Source organism: Aquabacterium sp. T101 (assembly GCF_057219775.1).
In genome coordinates, this window is record NZ_JBXVVZ010000001.1 from 1076694 (window position 1) to 1103139 (window position 26446).

Consider the following 26446-nt stretch of genomic DNA (forward strand, 5'->3'; position numbering starts at 1 on the left):
AGGCCCAGTGGTTGCGGGCTTTGGGCATGGTTCAGTGCCGCCGGTCCATGGCCGGTCGAGGGTGCGGTGCCAGGGGCGTCGCCGGCGTCCGATCGTCCGCGCCGAGAGCAATCAGCACCCAGCGCCGATGCAGGCGTGCGATCACCTGCTGGAGCGGATGAGCGATGTCCGGGTGATCCCGCAACTGGTTGAGGTTGCAGGCCAGCTTGCGGGCAAACAGCGTGCGAAGACGTGCCGCCTCGCACCGGTCGCCCGGTTCGGGCTCGGCCCAGGCCGTCATCAGTGCCAGCGTGGCCGCCATCAGGCCGGCCGCACAGGGCAGATCCGCTTCCATGGCGCCGTCCTCGGCCTGCTGCGAGGCCCAAGTTGCAGGGGAGAAAGGCTTCGTCATGCCTTGATCTTAATGCGAATGGTTCGCATTTGCAATGCAGCGACGGGAGCAGGGTCGGGGTCAGGCGCCTGCCGGCGCTGCCGGGTTCAGCGCAGCCCGTCCCAGAGCAGCTTGGTGCCGGTGAAGGCCATGCCGGTGTAGGCGATGCGGTAGAACCATGTGGCGTCGATGCGGCGCGTGGCCCAGATGCCGGCCCACACGCCCAGCGGCGCCAGCGGCGCGAGTGCCAGCGACGTGGCGAGGTTGCGGCTGTCGAACAGGCCCAGCCAGGCGTAGGGGATCCACTTGGACAGGTTGATGGCGGCCATCAGCACGGCCAGCGTGGCCGTCAGGCGCACGGGGTCCATGCGCAGCGGCAGCACGTAGGCATGGATCGGCGGCCCGCCGGCATGGGCCACGAAGCTGGTGAAGCCGCCCATCGTCGTGAGCACGAAGCCGGCCGCGCGGCCCGGAGGGCGGGCGTCGCGGCGCGGCGGGAACAGCAGGCGCTGGGCCAGGAACAGCAGCGTGATCGCGCCCACCACCCCCGCCACCGCCTTGGCCGACAGCAGACCGAACAACACGGTGCCGATCGCCGTGCCCAGCAGCCCGGCCGGCAGCATCAGGCGCAGCAGGTCGCGGTCGCGCTCCTTCCAGAGCTGGCGCAAGCCGGTGATGTCCATCACCAGCAGCAGCGGCAGCATCAGCGCCGCGGCCTGCGGCACCGGCACGGCCAGCGCCAGCAGCGGCGTGGCCAGCGAACCGAAGCCCATCAGGAAACCGCTCTTGCCCAGCCCCATCAGCAGCACGGCGGGCACGGCCACCGCATAGAACCAGGGGTCGGTGATCAGTGGCATGACCATAGGCTAACCGACCCCCGGACGCATGCCCCTACACTGCCGGCCGCCGCGCGACGCAAGGCCGCCGCAGCGCACGACAAAACCACAACAGAAGCCGGGAGGACCCGACATGCCGACATCGCCCGATCCCACGCGGCCCCGACTGGGCGCGCTGTTCGCCGCGGCCGCAGCGCTGGCCGCCTGCGGCGGCGGAGGCGGCGACCCCGGCAACCCGGCCCCACCCCCGCCACCGCCGCCGCCCTTCACATTGGCCGACTGCGAGGCCAAGGTCGCGGGCGTGCAGAACACCTACCTGAACAGCCAGCGCCCGCTGCGCGACTGGACAACGACCCAGTTCGAAGGCGAGGCCGTGCTGGCTCGACGCGAGTTCGACGCCGCCGGCCGCCTGGCGCAGGTGCGCTACTTCCGCGAGGACGCCGCAGCCCGCACGAGCACCCTCGTCGCGCGCGACTGGTACGCCCCCAACGGTGCGCTCGAGCGGCGCCTGCGCTTTGCCGGCCACACCGTGTCGCTGGCGCTCACGGCCGGGCAGTCGCAGGTGGTGAACTACTCGTGGCAGGTGGTGGTGCCGGCCGGCGACCCGGGCGGCAGCGAGACGCTCACCTGGCGCTACGACGGCATCGAGACGATCACCCTGCCGTCGGGCCGCCTGCAGGCCTGCCGGACCCAACTGGCCATCGCCGATGCTGTCGGGCGGCCCTACGCCGATGAGACCGCGTATTCGGCCCCGGCCGCCGGCTTCGTCAAGAGCTACTACCGGCCCCTGGCGACGGCAGCCACCGACCGCGGCCAGACCTACCTGACCGAACTCGCAACCACCAGTGCCACCGTCGGCTTCGCGGCGGCCAGCGCCAACTCGACGCCCACGCTGACCGCCTGCAGCACGCTGCCGGCGGGACTGGACCTGACGCTGACCGCGTCCAGCGCCACCGAGGCGCTGTCGGCACGCCGCGTGTCGCGCGCCGCGACGGTGCAGGGGCTGCTGTCGACGGGCGTGGAGCGCCGTCACGTGACGACCGGTGCGCTGCAGGGCACGTCGCACTTCGATCCGGCCGTGGGTTTCCTGCGCCAGATCGCCACCGAACTGCCCGACGGCAGCGGCTCGCTGCGCAGCGGCCGCCCCGACCTGCGTCCCACCGCCGTCGGCGCCTTCGTGGACTACCTCGAGGCGATCACCGACTTTCCCTCGGGACAGGTCAGTCTGTCGGCGGACCGTTTCACCCACCTCGGGCACGAGCGCGTCACCACGCCGGCGGGCAGTTTCGACACCTGCAAGGTGCGCTTCGAGCTCGGCACCGGCGTCACCGAGGTGTACTGGCTGGTGCCGGGCCAGTTCTTCGCACGACTGGAGACCACGCTGCCGAGTGGCACGCGCAGCGTGCGCGAGCGCCTCGCGCCCTGAGGCGCGCCGTCGCCGGGGTCAGACCAGGCGGCAGGCCTCCTCGAAGGCCAGCCGCGGGTTGCGCGGATGGACCCGGGCAGGATCGCCCTCGCCCAGCGTGCAGATGAAGTTGGTCCGCACCGCGGTGCCCGACCAGAACGCCTCGTCGAGCCGGGCCGCGTCGAAGCCGCTCATCGGCCCGCAGTCGAGCCCGAGCGCGCGCGCCGCGAGGATGAGGTAGCCCCCCTGCAGCGACGAGTTGCGAAACGCCGTCTCGGCGATCTTGGCGTCGTTGCCGGCGAACCAGCTGCGCGCGTCGGTGTGCGGGAACAGCCGGGGCAGTGTGTCGGGGAAGGCGAGGTCCATGCCGACGATCACCGTCACCGGCGCCTCGCGCACCTTCTGCGCGTTGCCCGGGTTGACGCAGGCCAGCAGCCGGGCCTTGCCCTCGTCGCTGCGCACGAACTGGAAGCGCGCCGGCGTGCAGTTGGCCGAGGTCGGGCCCCACTTGAGCAGGTCGTACAGCGCGCGCAGCGTGGCGTCGGGCACCGGCGTGGGCCGGTAGCCGTTCTGGGTGCGGGCTTCGGTGAAGAGGCGTTCGGTGCTGGTCTGCATCGCGGCGGTGTCCGGGCCGGAAAGCAGACAATTGTGGCGCCATGTTCGCCCCCTCCCAGTTCGATGTGCGCCGCTTCTTCTGCGACACGCTGCGCAAGCACCGCGACGGTGTGCCGCTGTCGCCGATGGAAACGCTGGCCGCGCAGTGGATCGCCGAGCATCCGGAGTACCACGCCGACCTCGCCGATGCCGACGCGGCCGTGGCCGCGGCCTACGCGGTGGAGGACGGCCGCACCAACCCGTTCCTGCACCTGTCGATGCACCTCACCATCAGCGAGCAGTGCTCGATCGACCAGCCGCGCGGCGTGCGCCAGGCGGTGGAGCTGCTGGCCGCACGCCGCGGTTCGCTGCACGACGCGCACCACGAGGTGATGGAGTGCCTGGGCCAGATGGTGTGGGCGTCGCAGCGCTCGGGCCTGCCGCCCGACGGCCTCGCCTATCTCGACTGCGTGCGTGCCCGCGCCACGCGCTGAGCCCGCCGCACCGCCCTACTCGCCGACCAGGCCGTTGCGGATGGCGTAGACCGTGAGCTCGGAGTTGTTGGCCAGGCCGAGCTTTTCCAGCACGCGGGCCCGGTACACCGACACCGTCTTGGGAGACAACATCAGCTCGGTGGCGATGTCGGACAGGCGCTTGCCCGACGCGATCATCACCAGGGTCTGCAGCTCGCGGTCGGACAGCTTCTGGTGCGGCTGCTCGGGCGCCGGGGCGGTGAGACTTTCCACCAGCATCTGGGCGATCTCGGGCGTGACGTACTTGCGCCCCTGGGCCACCGTGCGCACGGCCTGCACCAGCAGCTGCGGGTCGCCCCCCTTGTTGACATAGCCGTAGGCGCCGCCGCGCAGGGCGCGGATCGCGTACTGGTCCTCGGGGTACATGCTGACCACCAGCACCTTGACCGGGCTGCACTCGTCCTTCAACGCATGCAGCACGTCCAGGCCGCTGCGCCCGGGCATGTTGATGTCCAGCACCAGCACGTCGCAGTGCGTGCCGCGCATCAGGCTGCGCAGCTCGCCGTAGTCGCCGGCCTCGCCGACGACGCGGATGTCCACCGCGTCGGACAGCGTGTCGCGGATGCCACGCCGGATCAGCGCGTGGTCGTCGCACAGAATCACCTCGATCACAGGTCCCCCCAGGCCGACGGATTGTGTCGTTCGCCGCCCAGGTCGTCGAGGCTGCCCTCGTCGAACTGGCTGTCGCGGCCCAGACGCTGGTTCGACGACACCGGCACCGACAGGATCACCGTGGTGCCGGCCATGCTGCTGGACACGTCGACCCAGCCGCCGACGGTCTCGGCGCGCTCGCGCAGCCCGCGCAGGCCGAAGCTGCGCGCCTTGGCCAGCGCGTCGGGCGCCAGGCCGCGGCCGTTGTCGCTGATCTCCACCGACAGTACGCCGCGCGCCAGCGACAGGTCGATCGCGACCCTCGTGGCCTGGGCATGCTTGCTGACATTGGTCAGCGCTTCCTGGGTGGCGCGGTAGGCCACCAGGGGCACGCCGGGCGGCAGGTTCAGGTGCTCGTGGCTGGTGCGGAAGCTGCACTCGATGCCGGTGCGCTTCTCGAAGCGCTGTGCCATCCACTGCAAGGCCGCCACCAAGCCCTGCTCCAGGATCGCCGGGCGCAGGTTGTGCATGATGCGCTGGCTGGCCTCGACGGCATGACCGGCCATCTCCAGCGCCGACTGCACGCGCTGCTGCAGCGCCGGGTCGGCCGCATGGCGCCCGAGCCAGGCCAGGTCGAACTTCAGGGCCGTCAGCGCGCCGCCGACGTCGTCGTGGATCTCTCGAGCGATGGCCGCACGCTCGGCCTCGATGCTGGTCTGCAGGTGCTGGGCCAGCTCGGACAACTGCTGGCGCGACGCCGCCAGTTCGCGGTCGGCGGCGAGCCGGGCGCGCCGGGTCTCGTTGGCCTCGATGGCGCGGTCCAGCGCCGGGGCCAGGCGGGTCATGTTGCTCTTGAGCAGGTAGTCGCTGGCGCCCTCGCGCATGGCCTGCACCGCCACGTCCTCGCCGATCTCGCCGGACAGGATGACGAAGGGCAGCAGCCGGCCGCTGGCCTTGAGGATCTCCAGCGCCGCCAGGCCGGAGAAGTCCGGCAGGTTGTAGTCGGACAGGACCGCGTCCCAGTCCTCCTCCAGCGCGGCCCGGAAACCGGCCTCGCTGTCCACCCGCAGGGTCTGGACGCTGCGGCCGTCGCGCGCCAGCCAGGCCACCGCCAGCTCGTGGTCGACTTCCGAATCCTCCAGGTGGAGCAGCTTCAGGGTGCGCCGGCGCGGGTGGGCGGGCATGGCGGCAGGGGGGGTAGGCGGCATGTGGGGAGGAATTGGGCCGACTTTATCCCGGTGATCAGGCTAATGTTTTCCGGGGCGCTACCGAGAATCCTTGCAACGACTTCACGCGTCGCGGCGGCCCCAGGGCCATCGCGACCGTCCACTGCCACCCGAAGGACGCTCCGCCCCCATGATCGCGACGCCCGACCCAGCCGCCGGCGAGTCCCAGCCGCTCGGCCTGCTGCTGGCCGCGGAGGTGCAGGACCACCTGCTCACCGCGAGCAACGATCTCGACCGCCTCCAGACGCTGCTGTCCGACGCCTGCGACACGCTGGCCTCGAGCTTCTTCAGTGCCAGCGAGAAGGTGCAGGCGCTGCAGGACGCCGGCACTGCCGACGCGGCCCAGGAGCTGTCTGCGCAGTTGACCCGGGCGATCACCGCGCTGCAGTTCCAGGACATGGCCTCGCAGCTGATCGCCCACACCCACAAGCGGCTGCGCAACTGCGCCGACCGCCTCGCAGCCGACGCCTTCGATGCCGAGGACGGTGAGTCCGCCGTCATCGAGGCACCCCCTTTGCGACCCAACCCGGTGACCCAGGACGAGATGGACGCCGGCTCGATCGAACTTTTCTAGACGACCCCCGAACCCGGAGCGACGAACATGCATTCCATTCTTGCCGTGGACGACTCGGCCTCGATGCGCCAGATGGTGTCCTTCACGCTGAAGAACGCCGGATTCAACGTGGTCGAGGCGGTCGACGGCGTCGACGCCTACGAGAAGGCCCAGTCACGCGACTTCAGTCTGGTGCTGACCGACCAGAACATGCCGCGCCTGGACGGCATCGGCCTGACCAAGAAGCTGCGCGAGAACCCGAAGTTCAAGGCCACGCCGATCCTGATCCTGACCACCGAGTCCAGCGACCAGATGAAGCAGGCCGGGCGCGCCGCCGGCGCCACCGGCTGGCTGGTCAAGCCCTTCGACCCGGCCAAGCTGATCGAAGTCATCGGCAAGGTCGTCCGCTAGGCCCCGGCCTCCACAAGAACCACAAGGAGCAGCCAGCCATGGGCGCGATCGAGGGCAGCAACGCAGGGGCCGGCATCGACCTGTCGCAGTTCTATCAGGTCTTCTTCGAGGAAGCCGGCGAGAACCTGGAGAGCATGGAGCAGATGCTGTTGTCGATCGACCTCGAGTCGGCCGACGACGAGACGCTCAACGCCATCTTCCGCTGCGCACACTCCGTCAAGGGGGGCGCAGCCACCTTCGGCTTCAAGGACGTCGCCGAGCTGACGCACCAGATGGAGACGCTGCTGGACAAGCTGCGCCGCCACGAACTGGCCCCCAGCGCCGGCATGGTCGACGTGCTGCTCGCCTCGGGCGACGCGCTCAAGGCGCAGCTGGCCCGCCACCAGTCCGGCGGCGGCGCAGAGATCGACACCGCCGCACTGCTGGCCGACATCAAGGCCTATGCCGACGGCGGCGCGCCGCAGCCGGTGGCCCGTCCCGCGGCGCCCGCAGCGGCCGAGGCGGCCGTGCCCGCCGCGCCGGCCGCCGGCGCCAAGGGCGCCCTGCGCCAGCTCGAGATCACTGTCGGCCCGCTCGACGACCCGGAACACGCCAACAACCTGCTGGAGCTGTTCAGCGAGATCACCGACCTGGGCAGCATCGAGCCGCTGGACGCCGGCCGCGACGCGGACGGCATGCGCCGCTTCAAGGTGCTGACCGCCAGCACCGACGACGAACTGCTGGACCTGTTCACCTTCCACGTGTCGCGTGAACAGGTGCGGCTGGGACCGCTCGGCCCCGGCTACGGTTTCCATGCCGACGCGCCCGGCGCCCCGCCGGAGGCGGCCCCGGCGCCGGCCGAGGCCGGCTACGGCTTCTTCGACGACGCGCCCGGTTCGCCCGGCGCCACCGTGGCGGCCGCCGACAAGGCCGCCGCCGCACCAGTGGCCCAGGCTGCTCCGCGCCCGGAAGCGCCGCGCCCCGGTGCCCGCCCCGAGCCGAAGGCCGCGCCCACGGTCGACAGCACGCTGCGCGTGTCGGTCGAGAAGGTGGACCAGCTGATCAACCTGGTGGGCGAACTGGTCATCACGCAGGCGATGCTGGCGCAGAACGGCAAGACACTCGACGCGGCACTGAGCCAGCAGATGAGCGCCGGCCTGGCCGACCTGGAACGCAACACGCGCGACCTGCAGGAAGCGGTGATGTCGATCCGCATGATTCCGATGTCCCTGGTGTTCAACCGCTTCCCGCGCATGCTGCGCGACCTGGCCGGCAAGCTCGGCAAGAAGGTCGAGCTGGTGCAGGTGGGCGAAGCCACCGAACTGGACAAGGGCCTGGTCGAGAAGATCACCGACCCGCTGACCCACCTCGTGCGCAACAGCTGCGACCACGGCATCGAACTGCCGGCCGAGCGCCTGGCCAAGGGCAAGCCCGAGCACGGCACCATCACGCTGGCCGCGTCGCACCAGGGCGGCAGCATCGTCATCGAGGTGCGCGACGATGGCAAGGGCCTGAACCGCGACAAGCTGCTGGCCAAGGCGCGCGAGAAGGGCATCGACGCTCCGGACACGCTGACCGACGCCGAGGTGTGGGCGCTGATCTTCGCGCCCGGCTTCTCCACCGCCGAGATCGTGACCGACGTGTCCGGCCGCGGCGTGGGCATGGACGTCGTCAAGAAGAACATCACCGCGCTGGGCGGCACGGTGGAGATCGACTCCGCCGAGGGCTACGGCATGAGCGTCAAGGTGCGCCTGCCGCTGACGCTGGCGATCATGGACGGCATGTCCATCGGTGTCGGCGACGAGGGCTACATCCTGCCGCTGGCCTCGGTGGTGGAATCGTTCCAGGTCAAGCCCGGCATGATCCGCACCATCGGCAACAGCGCCCGCGTGGTGCAGGTGCGCGAAGAGTACCTGCCGGTGATCGAGCTCGAGCGCGTGTTCGACGTGCCGCGCTTCGACTTCGAGCACGTGGCCGACATCATGGTGGTGGTCGAGGCCGAGGGCATGCGCGTGGCGCTGCTCGTGGACGCCCTGCTCGGACAGCAGCAGGTGGTGGTGAAGAACCTCGAGGCCAACTACCGCAAGGTCGACCATGTGTCGGGCGCCACCATCCTGGGCGACGGTCGCGTCGCCCTCATCCTGGACATGGGCTCGCTGGTGCGTGCCGCACGTCAGTAGTCGGAAGGAACGGACATGAATCGGCTCGTCCTGTTGTTGCGCGGGTTCACGATCCGTATGCGCATGATCGGCGCCATCGCGATGGTGCTGCTGCTGCTGGCGGCTGTCGGCGCCACGGCGCTGTGGGCGAGGCAGCGCCTGGTGGATGCCAACCACGAGCTGGCCAACCACGTGGTGGCCGAGCTGGCCACGCTGGGCGAGTTGCGCTCGGCCATCGGCGACCTGCGCCGCTACGAGAAGGACATGCTGCTGTCCTACGACGACACCGAGGGTGCCAAGCGCTACCACGGCATGTGGGCGGAACGCCAGGCTGCCGTCAACAAGCTCATCGACTCCATGCTCCAGGGCGAGGAGGACGAGGACAACGCCGTGCTGCGCGAGCTGCGAACCAACCTGGACAACTACGCCAAGGGGGCCGAGCCGGTGTTCAAGCAGGTGCTGGCCAGCGGCTACGACAACGCGTCCGCCGCGCGCAAGCTGCTGGAAGCCAAGGCCCTGTTCCATGCGGTGGACGCCGAGACCCAGGTGGGGCGGCTGAGCGAGCTGATCAGCGCCGAGGCCGCCGAGGTCAAGGCCGACAGCGACGCCGCCAGCGCGACGGCGCGCAACGCGCTGATCCTGTCGCTGGTCGTCGCGCTGGTGCTCGTGGTGCCGCTGACGCTGATCAACATGGAGTCGATCTGCCGCCCGATCGGTCAGGCCAAGCGCCTGGCCGGCGCCATCGCCGAAGGCGACCTGGCCCAGCGCGTGGACGTGACCGGCCGCGACGAGGCCGCCGACCTGATGCGCGCCCTGGCGGCAATGCAGGACAAGCTGCACGGCCTGGTGGGCCAGGTGCGCAGCGCCGCGGACACCATCCGCACGGCCAGCATCGAGGTGGCCACCGGCAACATCGACCTGTCGCAGCGCACCGAGCAGACCGCGTCCAGCCTGCAGCAGACCGCCAGCTCGATGGAGCAGCTCACCGGCACCGTGCGCAACAGCTCGGACAGCGCCAACACCGCCAACCAGCTGGCCGAGTCCGCCGCCAGCGTGGCGCGCCGCGGCGGCGAGGTGGTGACCCAGGTGGTCAGCACGATGGACGAGATCCAGGGCAGCTCGCGCAAGATCGCCGACATCATCGGCACGATCGACGGCATCGCCTTCCAGACCAACATCCTGGCGCTCAATGCCGCGGTGGAAGCCGCGCGCGCCGGTGAGCAGGGCCGCGGTTTCGCGGTCGTCGCCGGCGAGGTGCGCAGCCTGGCGCAGCGCAGCGCCGCCGCCGCGCGCGAGATCAAGGGCCTGATCGGCGCGTCGGTCGAGCGGGTGGAGTCCGGCTCCAAGCTCGTCAAGGACGCCGGCAGCACGATGCAGGACATCGTCGCGTCGGTGCAGCGTGTCACCGACATCATCAGCGAGATCAAGGCCGCCGCCGGCGAGCAGAGCCAGGGCATCGGTCAGGTCAACACCGCGGTGAACCAGCTCGACAAGATGACGCAGCAGAACGCCGCGCTGGTGGAGCAGTCCGCCGCGGCCGCGGAAAGCCTGAAGGAACAGGCGTCGCGGCTGGCCGGTGTCGTGGCCACCTTCCGCCTGCAGCACGCCTGACCGCCCTCCCCATTTCGAACACGTCATGAAGCTCAATCGAATCAAGACCGGCCCGCGCCTGACCCTCGGCTTCGGCCTGGTGCTCGCGCTGATGGCCCTGATGACGGCCATCGGCTACTCGCGCCTGGTGTCCGGCGAGAAGGCCCTGGAGCGCCTGGTGGAACTGGAGCGCCGGGCCGGCCTGGCCAACGAATGGCGGGCGCTGACCGAGCTGAACGCGGCGCGCACGTTCGCGATCGCCAAGTCCGGCAACAACACGGCCGTGGTCGAGTACTTCGACCCGATGATCAAGGGCACGTCGGCCGAGATCACCCGCCGCCAGGAAGACCTGACCAAGGCCATCGACAGCGAGCAGGGCAAGGCGCTGCTGGCCAAGGTGGCGTCGGAGCGTACCGCCTATGTCGGCACGCGCGACGAGGTGTTCCAGCTGCTCAAGACCGGCGACCCCGCCGGGGCTTCCAGGGTGCTGAACGAGCGCATGGCGCCTGCCGCGCAGGCCTATGTCGGGTCGATCGCAGCCCTGGCGAAGTACCAGGTCGAGCGGGTCGAGCACGACAGCGCAGAGGTCACGAAGGAACTGCAGGCCGCCGAGATGCAGCTGCTGGTCCTGCTGGGCCTGGGCCTGGTGGTGGCCGCGGCGGCCGGCTGGCTGATCACCCGGTCGGTGACCAAGCCGCTCGAGCAGGCCGTCGCCGAGATGGAGACCTTTGCCGGCGGCGACCTCGCCGTGCGCTTCAGCGTCGAAGGGCGCGACGAGATCGCGCAGCTCAAGCAGGCCATCGTGCGCATGCAGAACCAGCTGCAGGACCTGGTGCGCGGCATCCGCCAGTCGGCCGAGAGCATCCAGGTGGCCAGCACCGAGGTGGCCGTGGGCAACGCCGACCTGTCCGGGCGCACCGAGCAGGCGGCCAGCAGCCTGCAGCAGACCGCCAGCTCGGTCGAGCAGCTCACCGGCACCGTCAAGCACACCGCCGACTCGGCGCGCACCGCCAACCAGCTCGCCGGCTCGGCCGCCGAGGTGGCCCGGCGCGGTGGCGAGGTCGTGTCGCAGGTCGTCTCCACGATGGAGGAGATCAACCAGGCCAGCCGCAAGATCGCCGACATCATCGGCACGATCGACGGCATCGCCTTCCAGACCAACATCCTGGCGCTCAATGCCGCGGTGGAAGCCGCGCGCGCCGGCGAGCAGGGCCGCGGCTTCGCGGTCGTCGCCGGCGAGGTGCGCAGCCTGGCACAGCGCAGCGCCGAGGCCGCCAAGGAGATCAAGTCGCTGATCGGCAGCAGCGTCGACAAGGTCGACGCCGGTACCCGGCTGGTGGGCGACGCCGGCACCACGATGGGCGAGATCATGGCCAGCGTCCAGCGCGTGTCCGACACCATCGGCGAGATCTCGGCCGCCGCCTCCGAGCAGAGCGAGGGCATCGGCCAGGTCAACACCGCGGTGACGCAGCTCGACCAGATGACCCAGCAGAACGCCGCGCTGGTGGAGCAGTCCGCCGCGGCGGCGGAAAGCCTGAAGAGTCAGGCCAGCCGCCTGAACGGCCTGGTGGCCGCGTTCAAGGTGGACGGCGCGCCGCGCCCGGCGTCCCCGGCTCCGGCCGCGGCGCCCGCCGTCACGGCGTCAGCCCGCCCGGCCCCCGCCGTCCGGCCTGCCGCCGCGCCGGGCGCACCTGTGGCCGGCGCGCCCGCTGCCAGCACGCCCGCTGCCGCCCGGCCGCAGCCCCCCAAGGCCGCCGCCAAGGCGCCGACGCTGACGCAGGCCATGACGCCCGCTGCCGCCGCCCCCGCCAGTGCCCCCAAGGCCGGCGCGGACGGCGACTGGGAAACCTTCTGAGCCCGCGCCCTTCAGCCCGGCCCCACCGCGCCGATAACCGTTACAGCCACAGCAGCCCCCTTTCCCGCGAGGAGTTCCCATGGACATGATCAACGACGCCGCCAAGGTCGCCCAGCACGAGGTCAACCGCGCCGTCCAGGCAGCCCATCAGAGCCCGTCCGCCGTCGGCGGCGAGTTCCTCACCTTCCGGCTCGGCGCCGAGGAATACGGCATCGACATCCTGCGCGTGCAGGAGATCCGCAGCTACGAGCAGCCCACGCGCATCGCCAATGCGCCGGTGTTCATCAAGGGCGTGGTCAACCTGCGCGGCACGATCGTGCCGATCGTCGACCTGCGCGTGAAGCTCGGCTGCGAGAAGACCGACATCGACTCCTTCACCGTGGTCATCGTGCTGAACGTGCGCGGCCGCGTGGTCGGCGCGGTGGTCGACTCGGTCTCCGACGTGATGCAGCTCGGCGGCGACCAGGTCAAGCCGGCGCCCGAGATGGCCTCGTCCAGCGTCGACACGACCTACATCACCGGCATCGGCAGCATCGCCGGCGAGGGCCAGAAGGACCGCATGCTGATCCTGGTCGACATCGAGGCGCTGATGTCCAGCCCGGAGATGGGCCTGATGGACCAGGCCATCGCGGCCTGACCCGCCCCGCCGTCGCGGGACGGCGCTCCGGAAACGAAACAAGCCCGGCCATGGCCGGGCTTGTCGCTTTGGGGAAGGCGCGGATCAGGTGCGGGCCGGGGCGCTGGCGGCCTGCTGGGCGAGCAGCGCGTCGGGCGCGATCTCGCGGCCGGCCAGGCCGTCGATGCTGCCCAGGATCGTCAGCGTGACGACGGCGGACAGGGCCAGGGCGATGCTGCGCTGGATCAGGGTGTCGATGCGGTTCGTCATGTCGGTGCTCCTTGGTGCGTGTTCGTCGATGCGATGGACGCACTGTAGGCAGCGCCGCGGCACGGCGCGACGGGCTTGAGACGAACGGCAGGCAGGGGCGGACGAACTGCAGCCGACGCGGACGGACGCGGGGCCGCGCACCCCGGCCGCGGCGGCCTACTCGGTGGTGGCGCGGCGCAGCGTCTCCACCACGGGGCGGCGCAGCACCTCGCGCAGCCCCCACCAGCCTGCCGCCAGCGCCAGCAGGGCGCCGGCCAGCGTGCCGCCCAGCGGCACCCAGGCCGAGGCGGTCCACTGGAAGTCGAAGGCGTAGCGCGCCAGCGCCCAGCCCACGGCGATGGCCGCGCACGACGCCAGCAGCCCGGCCAGCGCGCCCACGCCGGCCAGTTCGGCGCGCTGCACGCTGCCCAGCAGGCCGCGCCCGGCGCCCAGCGCGCGCATCACCGCGAACTCGCGCGCGCGCGCCTCGCGCGTGGCGCTGACGGCGGCGAACAGCACCACCAGCCCGGCTGCCAGCGTGAAGGCGAACAGGAACTCCACCGCGCGGATCACCTGGCCCAGCACCCGCTGCACCTGGTCGATCTGCGCCGACACGTCCACCAGCGTGATGTTGGGGAAGTCGTGGGCCAGGGCGTTGTCGAAGCCAGCCACGCCCTCGGGCGCGCGGAACGCCGTGATCACGGTCGACGGCACCTCGGGCATCGCCGCCAGCGGGAACATCACGAAGAAGTTGACCCGCATCGAGCCCCAGTCCACCTTGCGCAGGCTGGTGACGCGGCCCTCGCGCACCACGCCGGCGATGTCGAAGCCCAGGCGGTCGCCCAGCTTGAGGCCCAGCGTCTGGGCCAGGCCGTCCTCGACGCTGAGGCCGTCGGCCTCGCCCGGCGTCCAGCGCCCGCCGGACACGGCGTTGTGGCCGGGCAGCGTGTCAGAGTGGCTGAGGTTGAACTCGCGCTCCACGAGGCGCTGCGCGCGGTCGCCCTCGAAGGCCATCGTACTGACGGGCTGGCCGTTCACGCTGACCAGGCGGCCGCGGATCATCGGGTACCAGTCGTAGCGCTTGACGCCGGCACCCTCGAGCGCGGCGCGGAAGGGCGCCGCCTGCTCGGGCTGGATGTTGATCACGAAGCGGTTCGGCGCGTCGGGCGGCGTGGCGGCGCGCCAGCTGGAGATCAGGTCGGTGCGCAGCAGCACCAGCAGCACCAGCGCCAGCAGCCCCACCGCCAGCGCCGACACCTGCAGCACCGCGAACGCCGGCCGCGCGGCCACCTGGCGCGTGGCCAGCACCAGCCAGCGCGGCGCGCGCGCCTCGGGCACGCTGCGCTTGAGCAGCGTCACCGCGCCCCAGGCCAGCAGCGCGAACAGCGCGATCGCCGCGGCAAAGCCGCCGACGGCGATGAGGCCGAGCTTCGGGTCCGACGCCACGCCCAGCAGCAAGGCCGCGAAGGCCACGGCCCCCGTGGCCAGCACCGCCAGCGAGGTCGCCTTCAGCGCGCCCACGTCGCGCCGCAGCACACGCAGCGCCGGCACCCGGGCCAGCTGCAGCACCGGCGGCAGGCCGAAGCCCAGCAGCAGCGTCATGCCCACGCCGACGCCGAACAGCGCCGGCCACAGGCCGGGCGGCGGCAGGTCCACCTGCATCAGGCCGGCCAGCAGCCAGATGAACACGTTGTGCACCGCCAGACCCACCAGCACGCCGGCCAGGCTGGCCGCGGCACCGAGCGCGGCGAACTCGATCGTGTAGGCCCAGGCGATGGACCGCTGCGGCAGCCCGAGCACGCGCAGCATGGCGCAGTCGTCGAGGTGGCGCTCGGCGAAGTCGCGCGAGGCGATCGCCACCGCCACCGCCGCGAGCAGCGCAGCCAGCAGCGCCACCAGGTTGAGGAACTTGCCGGCCCGGTCGAGCGTCTGGCGCATCTCGGGCCGGCCGGACTCCATCGACTCGATGCGCACGCCGCGCAACTGGTCCTTGGCGATGCGGTCCTCGACCCAGCGCACGAAGTCCGACACCTCCGCGTCGCGGCCCGCGGGCGAGGCCACTGCAAGGCGCCAGTTGACGCGGCTGGCCGGCTGCACCAGCCCCGTGGCGGCGAGGTCGGCATGGCCGATCATCACGCGCGGCGCGAAGCTCATGAAGCCGGCGCCGCGGTCGGGCTCGACCGCGACGATGCGGGTGATCTTCAGCGCGACGTCGCCCAGCAGCAGCGAGTCGCCCAGGCGCAGCTGCAGCGCGTCGAGCAGGGCCGCGTCGACCCACACGCTGCCCGGCTCGGGCGCGCCGGCCGCGTCGAGCGCCGTGCCCCCCGGCTCGCGCCGCAGCTTGAGGCGGCCGCGCAGCGGGTAGGCGTCGCTCACGGCCTTGACCGCCACCAGGCGCGAGGCGCCGCCGCGGTCGTCCGGCGCGCGGCCCATGCTCGGGAAGCTCGTGGTCGTGGCCACCGCGAGGCCGCGCCGGGTGGCCTCGTCCAGGAAGGCCTGCGGCGTGGGCTTGTCGCTCGACACGAGGGCGTCGCCGCCGAGGAGCTGGCGCGCGTCGCGGCCCAGGCCGCGCTCGAGCCGGTCGGCGAAGAAGCCCACCGCCGTCAGCGCCGCCACCGCCAGCGTCACGGCCACCAGCAGCAGCCTCAGCTCGCCGGCACGGAAGTCGCGCAGCATCTGGCGCGCCGCCAGCACGAAGGGGCCGGGCGGGCGCAGGGTGTCGTCGGCGGTGTCGTCGGTGTCGGTTCGGCTCATCGCGCCCGCACGATAGCGCTTTCCCGAACTGGCCGTGGTTGGCCGGGCAATCCTGGCGATCGGCGGCCGGCCCCGCGCGCGATCATCCGCACCATGTCCGTCACCGAACATCGAGACACCATGCAACGCTCACACACCCATCGTCCCGCCATGGCGGCGGCCCTCGCCGTCACGGCCGCCCTCGCCAGCCTGCCGGCCCAGGCCGGCCGCCCCCTGCAGACCGAGGACGCCGGCGTGCTCGAACGCGGCGCCTGCGAGGTCGAGGGCGTGGGCTCCCGGCTGTCGCTGGCCGGCGTGCATGCGACCGGCCAGAGCCTCCAGCTGGGCTGCGGCATCGGCTACGCCAGCCAGCTCGCGCTGGCCGCCACCCGCGCCCGCGCCCTGGGCGAGACCGCCACCGGCTGGGTGCTGGGCGGCAAGACCGAGCTCTGGCGCGGCGACGGCAAGGAGCCGGCCGCGCTGACGCTGGCCTACGGCCTGGCCTGGGAGCGCGGCGGCGGCCAGGGCCTGCGCCACGCCGCCAGCGGCGTGCGTGCCGTCTACAGCCGGCCGATGGGCCCCGGCGTGTTCCACGCCAACCTGGGCTACGACCGCGACGAGATCGCCCGCGACAGCGCGACCGGCTGGAACCTGGCCTGGGAACACGAGGGCTTCGACGTCGGCGGCCTGCGCCTCGCGCCGATGGCCGAGGTGTTCGGCGCCGAGGGCGAGTCGGCCTGGTGGAACCTGGCGCTGCGCGCCACGGTGGTGCCGGACAAGTTCTTCATCGACGGCTCCTACGGCCGCCAGAGCGGCGACGGCCGCCCGAAGCTGTTCACGCTGGGCTTCAAGTTCGCGTTCTAGACCCTCGCGGGGGCCGTCGCATCCCGGCCCGCCCGGGCGCGCCGCTGAACGCGGCTGAACGCGGCGTTCGATTCCGCCGAGCGCCTCCCGGCGCGGGCCGCGCCACACTGCAGGCATGGATGCCCCTGCCCGCCTGCCTGCCCTGTTCGTGTCCCATGGCTCGCCGATGATCGCCCTCGAACCGGGCGCCGCCGGGGCCTTCCTGTCGCGCCTGGGCCCGGCCATCGACGCCTCCTTCGGCCGCCCGCGCGCCGTGCTGGCGCTGTCGGCCCACACGCTGACGCGCGAACCGGCCGCGCTGGCCGCGCCGCGCCACGAGGCGGTGTACGACTTCGGCGGCTTCGACGAGCGCCTGTACCGGATGCGCTACGACGCTCCCGGCGCGCCGGCGCTGGCCGAGCGCGTCGCGACGCTGCTGCAGGCTGCCGGCCTGCCGCTGCACCGGCTCGACCGCGGCGGGCTGGACCATGGCATCTGGACCCCGCTGCGCTACGCCTGGCCCGACGCCGACGTGCCGGTGCTGCCGCTGGGCTGGTCGCCCTACGCCAGCCCGGCCGCGCTGTTCGCGCTGGGGCAGGCGCTCGCGCCGCTGGCCGACGAGGGCGTGCTGATCCTCGGCTCGGGCAGCATCACGCACAACCTGCGCCGCGTGGCGATGGCCGGCATGCACCGGCAGTCCGCGCCGCCGGAGATCCCCGAAAGCGCGGCCTTCCGCACCTGGTTCGCCGAGCGCGGCACGCACCGCGACTGGGACGCGCTGTTCGCCTACCGCGCGCAGGCACCCCACGCGGTGGACATGCATCCGACCGACGAGCACCTGCTGCCGTGGTTCATCGCCGCCGGCGCCGGCGGGCCGGACGGCCCGGTGGTGCGGCTGCACGAGAGCTCGACGCACGGCGTGCTCGGCATGGACACGTATGCCTTCGGCCCGTCCGCGACGCGGCTGGCGCAGGCGCTGGCCGCTACAGTGCCGGCGTGAACCGCGCCACCGCGACCGACGCACCGCCCGCCGAGCTGCTCACGCCCCGGCTGCGCCTGCGGTCGGCGAGCCCGGAGCTGGCCGCCGCCGCGGCCGCCTTCTTCGTGCGCAACCGCGACACCCACGCGCGCTGGAACCCGCCGCCCGAGGCCGCGCTGTTCACCGCCGACGGGCAGCGCGGGCTGCTGGAGGCTGCGGCGCAGGCCGTCGCCGGCGGCGCGCTGGCGAGCTGGTGGCTGTTCGACCGGGACGCGCCCGCGGCGGACCCCGCGGCCGTCGCGCTGGGCCGGGTGCAGCTGACGCAGATCTCGCGCGGCCCGTTCTGCAGCGCCATGCTCGGCTACGCGATCGACGCCGCCCATGAAGGCCGCGGCCTGATGCACGAAGCGCTGCGGTCGGTGCTGGACGACGCCTTTGGCCGGCTCGGCCTGCACCGCGTGCAGGCCAACGTGCGCCCCGAGAACGCGCGCAGCCTGGCCCTGCTGGCACGGCTGGGCTTCGAGCACGAGGGCCTGGCCCGCGAGTACCTCTTCATCGACGGCGCCTGGCGCGACCACGCGATGACGGCCCTGCGCCACCCCGGCTGGCCGGCCGACCGGCCGCCCCCGCGGACGCCGTCGCCGGGCGAGGCGCGCCCGGGCTGAGCGCCCTCAGCGCATCGTCACCCAGCGCAGCTCGAGCACGTCGTTGGGCCACTGCACCGCGTCGATCGTGGGACGCATGACCCAGTTCAGCTGGCGCCGGTACAGCGGCACCAGCGGCAGGTCGGCCTGCACGATGCGCAGCGCATCGGCCGTGAGCTGGCGCCGGCGCTGCAGGCTCGGCTCGACGCGGATCGCGTCGATCAGCGCGTCGAGCTTCGGGTTGCTGTAGCGCCCGGCGTTGAACGCGCCGGCGGCCAGGCCGTCGTTGGTGCGCACCAACGACTGCAGCGTGGTCCACGGATCGGGCGTCGCGCTCCAGCCGAACTCGACCAGGAAGCCGGTGCCCTGGCTGAGCTTGGGGAAGAACACCGAGCTGGGCGACGTGGCCAGGCTGGCGCGGATGCCGACCTTTTCCAGCATCGACGCGGCCGCCTGGCACACCGCGGCGCGCCAGGCCACGTTGACGCAGTCCATCTGCACCGAGAAGCCGTTCTCGTAGCCGGCCTCCTTGAGCAGGGCGCGCGCGGCCGCGGCGTCGGCCTTGGGCCGCTTGTCGAACTCGGGCGGGTGGCCGTCCACCAGCGGCGACACGAAGGCCCCGGTGACGGTGCCCTCGCCGCGCAGCACCTGCCGCACGATCAGGTCGGTGTCGATGGCCAGCTGCACCGCGCGGCGCACGCGCACGTCCTTGAACGGATTGCGGCCCTTCACGTCGCTGCCGCCCAGCTCGACGCTGTGCTGGTTGAGCGCGAAGTACTGGGTGCCGATGTCGTCGGTCTCGCTCACCTTGAGCGACTTGTCCGCCTTCAGGCGAGTCAGGTCCTGGAACGGAGGATCGAGCACGAAGTCCACCTGCCCCGACTGCAGCGCGGCCAGCCGCGTGGCGTCGGCCTGGATCACCTGGAACACCGCCTCGTCGACGTTGCCGCCGCCCAGCGGCGTGCCGCGACCCCACCACCCCGGGTAGGCCCGCAGCACCGTGCGCACGTCGGCGTCGTAGCGCACCAGCATGAACGGCCCGGTGCCGTTGGCGTTGCGCACCGCGTAGGTCTCCTGGCGCGCGTTGTAGTCCTGCGGGCGCACCACCCCGTGCTTGTCGGCCCAGGCCTTGCTCATCATGCCCACGAGCCACAGCTTGTCGGGCAGCACGGCGTCGGGCTGGCTGGTCAGCACCTCGATCGTGGCGGCGTCCACCTTGCGCGCCCCGGTGATGCCCAGCATCTGGTTCTTGCGCTGCGAGGCCTTGTCCAGCGCGCGCTCGATCGAGAACACCGCGTCGTCCGCGGTGAACGGCGCGCCGTCGTGGAACTTCACCCCCTGGCGCAGCCGGAAGCGCCAGGTGGTCGGGTTGACCATCTCCCACGACGTGGCCAGCGACGGCTCGAGCTTGTAGTCCTTGCCGCGGTTGACGAGACTCTCGTAGATCTGCGTCACGACCCGCGTCTGGTACAGCAGCGCCAGCGCGTGCGGGTCCATCGTCTGCGGGTCGAAGGCGCTGGCCACGCGCAGCGTCTTGCCCTGGCCCAGGGCGGACAGCGGCAGCAGCAGCGCCAGCGCGGCGGCGGCGAGGGTCTTGCAGGAGATGAGCTTCATCGGGGTGTCACTTCCGGGGCAGCGTGCCTTCGACACCCTGCACGAACCAGTCCATTTGCGCAATCGCGGTGTCGTCGAGTGTGCCCCGGTTCTGCCGCACGGTGCCGGCCTGGTCCACCAGGCGGCCCGTGAAGGGCCCACCGCGTCCGCTGGCCAGCAGCTTCTCTCGCGCGGCCAGCTCGCGGCGCCAGTCGGCCGGCACGTCCGCGGCCAGCGCCTGCACGCGCACCATGCCGTCGCGCAGGCCGCCCCACACCGGCCTGGTCGCCCAGGTGCCGGCGGCCACCGCGCGCGCCGTGGCGACGTAGTGGCCGCTCCAGTCGGCCGTCACCGCCGCCAGCTGCGCCGTCGGCGCGAAGCGCGACATGTCGCTCTGGTAGGCCACCAGCCGCACGCCCTTTTCCTGCGCGGCCTGCGGCACGGCGGGCGAGCCGCTGTGGTTGGTCAGCACGTCGGCCCCGCCGGCCACCAGGGTGAGCGCCGCCTCGCGCTCGCGCGGCGGGTCGAACCAGGTGTTGAGCCACAGCACCCGCACCACGGCCTTGGGGTTGGCCGCGCGCATGCCCAGCGCGAACGCGTTGATGCCCTGCACCACCTCGGGTACCGGGAAGCCCGCCACGTAGCCGGCCACGCCGCTGCGACTGGCCTTGCCGGCCAGCCAGCCTGCCAGCCAGCGGCCCTCGTAGAAGCGCGCGTTGTAAGTGCTGAGGTTGGGCGCCGTGCGCCACCCGCCGGCATGCTCGAAGCGCACGGCCGGGAAGTCCGCCGCCACGCGCAGCGCCGGCTCCAGGTAGCCGAAGCTGGTGGCGAACACCAGCCGGTGCCCCTGCGCCGCCAGGTCGCGCATCACCCGCTCGGCGTCGGCCCCTTCGGGCACCGCCTCCACGAAGGTGGTGCGCACCTGCTCGCCGAGCGCGCGCTCCAGCGCCTGGCGGGCCTGGTCATGCTGGTAGGTCCAGCCGGCCTGCCCGACCGGGCTCACGTAGACGAAGCCGACCTTCAGCGGCTCGGCCGCCGGCAGCGCGGCGGGAAGGAAGACCGACGCGCACGCGAGCGCGCGGATGAGGTTTTTGAACATGGTTGTCCTCGACATGGCCACCGGGAGGCGGTGCGCGGCCGGTGGCAGGCCCTGCGCGCCGAAAGGGCGGGATTGTAAGGAGGGCACTCCGGGCAACCTGCGTGATCCAATGCGTCATGCTGATCGCCATCTGGACCCTCACCTTCATCGGTCTGGCACTGTGGTCGGTGGCGGCCTGGGGGCTGCACACCCTGCTGGCGATGAACCCGACCTGGGTCGAGGACGTCACCGCGCTGGTGCGCGCCATGCCCTATGCCGAGGTGATCGACCGCTGGTTCCCGGGCTGGCGCGAGCTGCTCGGCGTGCTGATGGACGTCACCAGCCTGGTGCTGGGCTGGGTGGGCACCAACGCCCCGCTGGTGGCCTGGATCGTCTGGGCCGTCGGCGCACTGGCGCTGCTGGGCGGCGGCAGCCTGCTGACGCTGATCGTCTGCCTGCTGCGCGACAAGCCCCAGGCCGCAGCCGCCTGAGGCCCGGGCCGGGCGCGGCTCAGGCCGCCGCGGCGCGGAAGTGGGCGTCCAGTTCCGAGATCCAGCGCGCCTTGTCGGCGTCCGGCGCGAAGCTCGCCTCGAAGCTGTTGCGCGCCAGCTGCCAGGCCTCGCGTGCGCCCAGCACCGGCAGCGCCGCGAAGGTCTCGACGAAGTTCTGGTTCAGGTAGCCGCCGAAGTAGGCGGGGTCGTCGCTGTTGATCGTGGCCGCGAGGCCCGCATCGAGCAGCGCCGGCAGGTTGTGCCCGGCCATCGAGCCGAACACCCGCAGCTTCACGTTCGACAGCGGACACACCGTCAGCGGCACGCGCTCGCGCGCGAGACGCTGTACCAGGGCCGGCGACTCCACGCTGCGCACGCCGTGGTCGATGCGCTCGGCGCCGAGCACGTCCAGCGCGCTCTCGATGTAGGCCGGCGGCCCCTCCTCGCCGGCGTGCGCCACGACATGCAGGCCGAGCGCGCGGGCGCGGGCGAAGACCCGGGCGAATTTCTCCGGCGGATGGCCGCGCTCGCTGCTGTCCAGCCCCACGCCGATGAAGTGCTCCCGCCACGGCAGCGCGGCGTCGAGCGTGGCCTGCGCCTCGTCCTCGCTCAGGTGGCGCAGGAAACACAGGATCAGCCGCGCATGCAGGCCCCATTCCGCGTGGGCGCGACGACACGCATGTTCCAGCCCCAGGATCACGCGTTCGATCGGCACGCCGCGCGCCGTGTGCGTCTGCGGGTCGAAGAAGATCTCGGCGCAGCGCACGTTTTCGGCCGCCGCCTTCTCCAGGTAGGCGAAGCCGAGGTCGAAGAAGTCCTGCTCGTGCAGCAGCACCGACGCCCCGGCGTAGTAGATGTCCAGGAAGCTCTGCAGGTCGGTGAACGCATACGCCGCCCGCAGCGCCTGCACGTCCGGGTACGGCAGCGCCACCCCGTTGCGCCGCGCCAGCGCGAAGATCATCTCCGGCTCCAGCGAGCCCTCGATGTGGATGTGCAGTTCCGCCTTGGGCATGGTGCGCAGCACCCCCGGCAACCGCTCCCGCCCGATCCGCGAAAAGTCGATCGAATTCATTACAGACCTCCAAAGAAAATGGCCGCGAAGCAAGCCCCGCGGCCATTGACACTGTTCGCCCGAGGCGCGGCGTCAGCCCGCGCCCCACCCGCAGGCGCCGCGGGTCCGGCTCCGCCGGCCCGCCGGCGCTGCCCCCCTGGGGGGGAGCGCCGAAGGCGCAACGGGGGGGATCACTTCTTATCCGAAGGCACCTTCCCGTCCACGCCCTTGACGTAGAAGTTGATGCCCAGCATGAACTTGTCGTCGGGCACCTTGTCCTTCTCGACCACGGTCTTGCCGGCCTGGTCGACGACCGGGCCCTTCCACGGGTGGAAGCTGCCGTCCTTCATGCCGGCCTTGGCCTTCTCGACCTTTTCCTTCACGTCGGCGGGCACCTTGTCGCTGATGGCAACCAGATCGATCGCGCCTTCCTTGATGCCCCACCATTCCTGCGAGGTCTTCCAGGTGCCTTCCAGCGCGTCCTTGACGGCCTTCTTGTAGTACGGGCCCCAGTTGATGACGGCCGAGCCCAGGTGCGCTTCCTTGGCGAAGCTGGACATGTCGCTGTCCCAGCCGAAGGCGAGCTTCTTGTTCTTCTCGGCCGTCTGCAGCACCGCGGTGGAGTCGGTGTTCTGGAACAGCACGTCGGCGCCCTGGTTGATCAGGCTCTGCGCGGCCTCGCCTTCCTTCGGCGGATCGAACCACTTGCCGATCCAGACCACCTTGGTCTTTACCTTCGGGTTCACGCTCTGCGCGCCGAGGGTGAAGGTGTTGATGTTGCGGATCACCTCGGGGATGGGGATCGAGCCGACGACGCCGAGCGTATTGCTCTTGGTCGAGGCGCCGGCGATGATGCCCGCGAGGTAGGCGCCCTCGTAGGTGCGGCTGTCGTAGGTGCGCATGTTCTCGGCGGTCTTGAAGCCGGTGCCATGCTCGAACTTGACGTCCTTGTGATCGGCCGCCACCTTCATCATCGGGTCCATGTAGCCGAAGGTGGTGCCGAAGATCAGCTTGTTGCCCTCGCTGACCATCTGGCGGATCACGCGCTCGGCGTCGGCCGCCTCGGGCACGTTCTCGACGTAGCTGGTCTTGACCTTGTCGCCGAACTCGGCCTCGACCGCCTTGCGGCCCAGGTCGTGGGCGAAGGTCCAGCCGGCGTCGCCCACCGGGCCGACATAGGCGAACGCGATCTTCAGCGGCTCGGGCTTGGGCGCGGGCGCCGAGGCCGGGGCTGCCGCCGCCGGAGCGGGCGCGGGTGCTTCCTTCTTGCCGCAGCCCACCAGGGCGGCGGAGGCGGCCACGGCCGACAAGCCGGCCAGGCGGAGGAGGGAGCGCTTCTTGGTGTCGATCATGGAAGAACCTCGCTGGGTTGGATCGGGTGGGAGGACCGGATTATGGTCGGGGCGCAGCGCGCGATGCTGGCACAGGTCCGGGCTGGCGGCATGCAGCAAGTTTGATACCCGGCATGCCTGCAGGCGTATGCGCCCGGGCCCGGCCCACCCGCAGGCGCACCCCCGTCAGTCGCGCATCAGATGCAGCGCCTCGGAGTGGAACTCGCGCATGTACAGCACCCACACCACGCCGGCGCTGGCCAGCGCGCAGGCCACCGGCGACAGCAGCCACGCGGCGGCGGCGAAGGCGAAGTAGTAGGCCCGCAGGCCGTCGTTGAAGGCCTCGGCAGCCAGCCCGACCACGCCGCCCGCCCGGTCGGCGAAATGCTCCCGGGCGGCGTCGCCCTGGCGTGCGAACTCGTCGCGGTCGGGTGCGCTGGCCACCAGCAGCGCACCGAAGCTGTACTGGCGCAGGCTCCAGGTGAAGCGGAAGAAGGCGTAGACGAAGATGCCGGTCAGCAGCACCAGCTTCAGGTCCAGCACCAGGGCCGACGTGCGGGCGGCGAACGGCAGTTCCGCCACGATCGCCTGGGCGTGCTCGCTGGTGCCCAGCAGCGCCAGCAGGCCGCCGACGATCAGGATCGTGGTCGACGCGAAGAAGCTCGGGCTGGTGGACAGGTTCTGCACCACCACGCCGTCGAAGACCCGGTTCTCGCGCCGCGTCGCCTCCAGCATCCATTGACGCCGCACCCGGTTGCTGGCCGCCAGCAGCGACGGCTGGATCGCCGAGCGGCGCTGCGCGAACCGGGCATAGCCGATCCAGGCGATGAACAACGCCGCCACGGCACCCCAGTCCCAGGGCGTCAGGGCGGACAGCAGTTGGCGCAGGGATTCCACGGCCCGCGACTGTAGCGCCGCGGGCCGGAGCGGGCGTCAGGCCTGCGCGCCGCGCTTCGCGTCCAGGCTCAGCGAGCCGGCGCCGAAAGCCACCACGAACAGCAGGCCGCCGGTGACCGCGAGGTTCTTCAGGAACATCAGCTGCTGCATGAAGGCCTTGTCGGCTGGCATGGCCCAGAAGTTGTGGAACAGCACGCTGGCCACCACGGTGAACAGGGCGAGGGCCAATGCGGCGCCACGCGTCTGCCAGCCGACGACGAGCATCACGCCCGCGGCCAGTTCGAGCACGCCGGCCGCCACCGCCAGCACCATCGGTGCGGGCAGGCCGACGCTGGCGATGTAGCCGGCGGTGCCTTCGAGGCCGGTCAGCTTGGACACGCCGGCCAGCACGAACATCAGGGCCAGCAGGATGCGGGCGACGAGGAGGGGAAAGCCTTGCAGGTTCATGGTGAGGATGGAATCGATGGGGTGTGGAAGGGCAGCGGGCGGGCCACAGGCCCGTCCGCGGGGGGGGTTCTGCCGACCGGAGCGGCTACTTGAACAGCGCCAGGGCCTCGACGATGCGCTGGCCGAAGGCGCGCGCCGTGGCCAGGTCGCCGGCGACCATCTCGTCGACCGAGGCGTCCGACGGCGTGGCGGTGATCAGGCCGGAGTAGCCGCCGAGATTGTTCAGGTCGTTGCGGGTGCTGGCCTTGGCGTTGCTCGGGTGCATGCCCGTGCCGGCCCACAGCATGCCGTGCTGCTGCGACAGCGTGTGCAGGTACTGCAGCGTCGACAGCTTGTCGCCGTTGAGCGTGGCCGAGTTGGTGAAGCCGGCGGCCAGCTTGTTGCGCCAGGCCTTCACGAACCAGGGCTTGCTCGACGCGTCGGCGAACTTCTTGAACTGCCACGACGGCCCGCCCATGTAGGTCGGCGCGCCGAACACGATCGCGTCGGCCGCGGCCAGCTGCTCCCAGCCGCCGGAGGGCAGGTTGCCTTCGGCGTCGATGGCCAGCAGCGCACCGGCGCTGCCCTCGGCCACCGCCTCGGCGACCTTCTTCGTGTGGCCGTAGCCGCTGTGAAAGACGATGACGATCTTCTTGCTCATGGTGGGTGACTCCTAGCGGGAGAGGTCGAACACGATGACCTCGGCCCCCTGGCCTTGGTCGACTTGGATCCGGGACTCGCCGTCGAGCATCAGCGCATCGCCGGCGTCGAGGTCATGACCGTTGACACGCACGCGCCCGCGGGCCACATGCACGTAGCCCAGCCGCCGCGGGTCGAGCGCCAGTTCGGCGCGCTCGTCGCCGTCGAACAGGCCGGAATACATCACGGCGTCGGCATGGATCGTCACCGTGCCCGGCCGGTGCCGCGGCCCGTCGGGCGACGCCACCGGCAGCAGGCGGCCGCGCTTGTCCGCGGCGGCGAAGGCCTGCTGCTCGTAGCCGGGCGCGATGCCCTGGCGGTCGGGCAGGATCCAGATCTGCAGGAAGTGGGTGGTGCGGTCGGCGGCGTGGTTGAACTCGCTGTGGCGCACGCCGGTGCCCGCGCTCATGCGCTGCACCTCGCCCGGCACGATCGACGCACCGTTGCCCAGGCTGTCCTTGTGCGCCAGCGCGCCGTCGAGCACGTAGCTGACGATCTCCATGTCGCGGTGGCCATGGGTGCCGAAGCCGGTGCCCGGCGCGATGCGGTCCTCGTTGATCACCCGCAGGTTGCCGAAGCCCATGTGCGCCGGGTCGTGGTACTCGGCGAACGAGAAGCTGTGGAAGCTCTTGAGCCAGCCGTGGTCGGCGTGGCCGCGGTCGGTGGATTTGCGAAGCGTCATCATGGTGAACGGGACTGTAGGAAGGCGTCCCG

Annotated in this window: 27 protein-coding genes; 12 read left to right on the forward strand and 15 right to left on the reverse strand. The window is 71.6% G+C overall.

The features are described from left to right. Positions 1-31: 31 nt before the first annotated feature. Both AC2EAQ_RS05000 and AC2EAQ_RS05005 read right to left on the reverse strand, forming a co-directional pair. Positions 32-391, reverse strand: coding sequence for a hypothetical protein (locus tag AC2EAQ_RS05000; RefSeq protein WP_484640692.1), 360 nt, complete (start codon positions 389-391; stop codon positions 32-34). Between the two features lie 86 nt (positions 392-477). After that, positions 478-1233, reverse strand: a complete 756-nt coding sequence (locus tag AC2EAQ_RS05005) for a sulfite exporter TauE/SafE family protein (protein WP_484640693.1) — start codon at positions 1231-1233, stop codon at positions 478-480. 106 nt (positions 1234-1339) lie between these two features. Between AC2EAQ_RS05005 and AC2EAQ_RS05010 the strand changes: the two genes are divergently transcribed. Beyond that, complete coding sequence (locus AC2EAQ_RS05010) at positions 1340-2632, forward strand: hypothetical protein (protein ID WP_484640694.1); 1293 nt, start codon at positions 1340-1342, stop codon at positions 2630-2632. Between the two features lie 18 nt (positions 2633-2650). On the opposite strand, the gene AC2EAQ_RS05015 is transcribed toward AC2EAQ_RS05010, so the two are convergent. Further along, positions 2651-3226 carry a malonic semialdehyde reductase gene (locus AC2EAQ_RS05015; protein ID WP_484640695.1) on the reverse strand — a complete coding sequence of 192 codons (576 nt, stop codon included), beginning with the start codon at positions 3224-3226 and terminating at the stop codon, positions 2651-2653. A 41-nt stretch (positions 3227-3267) separates the two neighbouring features. On the opposite strand from AC2EAQ_RS05015, the gene AC2EAQ_RS05020 reads away from it, so the two are divergent. Then, the gene (locus AC2EAQ_RS05020) at positions 3268-3699 is read left to right on the forward strand and encodes a DUF1841 family protein (protein ID WP_484640696.1); all 432 of its coding nucleotides are present in this window, start codon (positions 3268-3270) and stop codon (positions 3697-3699) included. A gap of 15 nt (positions 3700-3714) precedes the next feature. Here AC2EAQ_RS05020 and AC2EAQ_RS05025 read toward each other — a convergent pair whose 3' ends face one another. Next, entirely contained in the window at positions 3715-4350 is a 636-nt protein-coding gene (locus AC2EAQ_RS05025) for a response regulator (RefSeq protein ID WP_484640697.1), read from the reverse strand. After that, positions 4347-5513, reverse strand: a complete 1167-nt coding sequence (locus AC2EAQ_RS05030) for a hybrid sensor histidine kinase/response regulator (RefSeq protein WP_484640698.1) — start codon at positions 5511-5513, stop codon at positions 4347-4349. The genes AC2EAQ_RS05025 and AC2EAQ_RS05030 overlap by 4 nt, the downstream gene beginning before the upstream one ends. Before the next feature lie 172 nt (positions 5514-5685). Here AC2EAQ_RS05030 and AC2EAQ_RS05035 point away from each other — a divergent pair, with 172 nt between their 5' ends. The 6 genes from AC2EAQ_RS05035 to AC2EAQ_RS05060 all read left to right on the forward strand — a co-directional run bounded on the left by AC2EAQ_RS05035 (position 5686) and on the right by AC2EAQ_RS05060 (position 12739). Beyond that, a complete protein-coding gene (locus tag AC2EAQ_RS05035) occupies positions 5686-6129 on the forward strand; it encodes a hypothetical protein (protein ID WP_484640699.1) in 444 nt (147 codons plus the stop codon). A 27-nt stretch (positions 6130-6156) separates the two neighbouring features. After that, positions 6157-6519 (forward strand): response regulator, encoded by a 363-nt coding sequence (locus tag AC2EAQ_RS05040; protein WP_484640700.1) that lies wholly within the window; start codon positions 6157-6159, stop codon positions 6517-6519. Positions 6520-6557: 38 nt separating this feature from the next. Then, the gene (locus AC2EAQ_RS05045) at positions 6558-8678 is read left to right on the forward strand and encodes a chemotaxis protein CheA (RefSeq protein WP_484640701.1); all 2121 of its coding nucleotides are present in this window, start codon (positions 6558-6560) and stop codon (positions 8676-8678) included. Between the two features lie 15 nt (positions 8679-8693). Next, the gene (locus tag AC2EAQ_RS05050; protein WP_484640702.1) at positions 8694-10268 is read left to right on the forward strand and encodes a methyl-accepting chemotaxis protein; all 1575 of its coding nucleotides are present in this window, start codon (positions 8694-8696) and stop codon (positions 10266-10268) included. A 25-nt stretch (positions 10269-10293) separates the two neighbouring features. Then, a complete protein-coding gene (locus tag AC2EAQ_RS05055) occupies positions 10294-12102 on the forward strand; it encodes a methyl-accepting chemotaxis protein (protein ID WP_484640703.1) in 1809 nt (602 codons plus the stop codon). Positions 12103-12181: 79 nt separating this feature from the next. Beyond that, positions 12182-12739, forward strand: coding sequence for a chemotaxis protein CheW (locus AC2EAQ_RS05060; protein ID WP_484640704.1), 558 nt, complete (start codon positions 12182-12184; stop codon positions 12737-12739). A gap of 84 nt (positions 12740-12823) precedes the next feature. On the opposite strand, the gene AC2EAQ_RS05065 is transcribed toward AC2EAQ_RS05060, so the two are convergent. Both AC2EAQ_RS05065 and AC2EAQ_RS05070 read right to left on the reverse strand, forming a co-directional pair. Then, positions 12824-12988, reverse strand: coding sequence for a hypothetical protein (locus AC2EAQ_RS05065; protein WP_484640705.1), 165 nt, complete (start codon positions 12986-12988; stop codon positions 12824-12826). 156 nt (positions 12989-13144) lie between these two features. Further along, positions 13145-15721 (reverse strand): ABC transporter permease, encoded by a 2577-nt coding sequence (locus tag AC2EAQ_RS05070; RefSeq protein ID WP_484640706.1) that lies wholly within the window; start codon positions 15719-15721, stop codon positions 13145-13147. Positions 15722-15871: 150 nt separating this feature from the next. Between AC2EAQ_RS05070 and AC2EAQ_RS05075 the strand changes: the two genes are divergently transcribed. The 3 genes from AC2EAQ_RS05075 (at position 15872) to AC2EAQ_RS05085 (ending at position 18187) form a co-directional block, all read left to right on the forward strand. Further along, positions 15872-16564: a hypothetical protein gene (locus tag AC2EAQ_RS05075; protein ID WP_484640707.1), complete on the forward strand. Its 693-nt coding sequence runs from the start codon at positions 15872-15874 to the stop codon at positions 16562-16564. A gap of 115 nt (positions 16565-16679) precedes the next feature. Then, positions 16680-17543: a dioxygenase family protein gene (locus AC2EAQ_RS05080; RefSeq protein WP_484640708.1), complete on the forward strand. Its 864-nt coding sequence runs from the start codon at positions 16680-16682 to the stop codon at positions 17541-17543. After that, a complete protein-coding gene (locus AC2EAQ_RS05085) occupies positions 17540-18187 on the forward strand; it encodes a GNAT family N-acetyltransferase (protein WP_484640710.1) in 648 nt (215 codons plus the stop codon). Before AC2EAQ_RS05080 ends, AC2EAQ_RS05085 begins: the two co-directional genes overlap by 4 nt. A gap of 6 nt (positions 18188-18193) precedes the next feature. On the opposite strand, the gene AC2EAQ_RS05090 is transcribed toward AC2EAQ_RS05085, so the two are convergent. Beyond that, positions 18194-19780, reverse strand: a complete 1587-nt coding sequence (locus AC2EAQ_RS05090; protein ID WP_484640711.1) for an ABC transporter substrate-binding protein — start codon at positions 19778-19780, stop codon at positions 18194-18196. 7 nt (positions 19781-19787) lie between these two features. Next, positions 19788-20858: a BMP family ABC transporter substrate-binding protein gene (locus tag AC2EAQ_RS05095; protein ID WP_484640712.1), complete on the reverse strand. Its 1071-nt coding sequence runs from the start codon at positions 20856-20858 to the stop codon at positions 19788-19790. 116 nt (positions 20859-20974) lie between these two features. On the opposite strand from AC2EAQ_RS05095, the gene AC2EAQ_RS05100 reads away from it, so the two are divergent. Further along, positions 20975-21328 (forward strand): hypothetical protein, encoded by a 354-nt coding sequence (locus AC2EAQ_RS05100; protein ID WP_484640713.1) that lies wholly within the window; start codon positions 20975-20977, stop codon positions 21326-21328. Positions 21329-21347: 19 nt separating this feature from the next. Here the strand turns inward: AC2EAQ_RS05100 and AC2EAQ_RS05105 are convergent, their stop codons facing one another. The 6 genes from AC2EAQ_RS05105 to AC2EAQ_RS05130 all read right to left on the reverse strand — a co-directional run bounded on the left by AC2EAQ_RS05105 (position 21348) and on the right by AC2EAQ_RS05130 (position 26417). Then, positions 21348-22400, reverse strand: coding sequence for an adenosine deaminase (locus AC2EAQ_RS05105; protein WP_484640714.1), 1053 nt, complete (start codon positions 22398-22400; stop codon positions 21348-21350). A 170-nt stretch (positions 22401-22570) separates the two neighbouring features. After that, entirely contained in the window at positions 22571-23731 is a 1161-nt protein-coding gene (locus AC2EAQ_RS05110) for a BMP family ABC transporter substrate-binding protein (protein WP_484640715.1), read from the reverse strand. A 165-nt stretch (positions 23732-23896) separates the two neighbouring features. Beyond that, on the reverse strand, positions 23897-24607 hold the full coding sequence (locus AC2EAQ_RS05115; RefSeq protein ID WP_484640716.1) for a DUF599 domain-containing protein: 711 nt from the start codon (positions 24605-24607) through the stop codon (positions 23897-23899). A 36-nt stretch (positions 24608-24643) separates the two neighbouring features. After that, entirely contained in the window at positions 24644-25054 is a 411-nt protein-coding gene (locus AC2EAQ_RS05120; protein WP_484640717.1) for a DoxX family protein, read from the reverse strand. An 85-nt stretch (positions 25055-25139) separates the two neighbouring features. Beyond that, positions 25140-25694 carry a flavodoxin family protein gene (locus AC2EAQ_RS05125; protein ID WP_484640718.1) on the reverse strand — a complete coding sequence of 185 codons (555 nt, stop codon included), beginning with the start codon at positions 25692-25694 and terminating at the stop codon, positions 25140-25142. Between the two features lie 12 nt (positions 25695-25706). Next, on the reverse strand, positions 25707-26417 hold the full coding sequence (locus AC2EAQ_RS05130; RefSeq protein WP_484640719.1) for a pirin family protein: 711 nt from the start codon (positions 26415-26417) through the stop codon (positions 25707-25709). Positions 26418-26446: the final 29 nt, after the last annotated feature.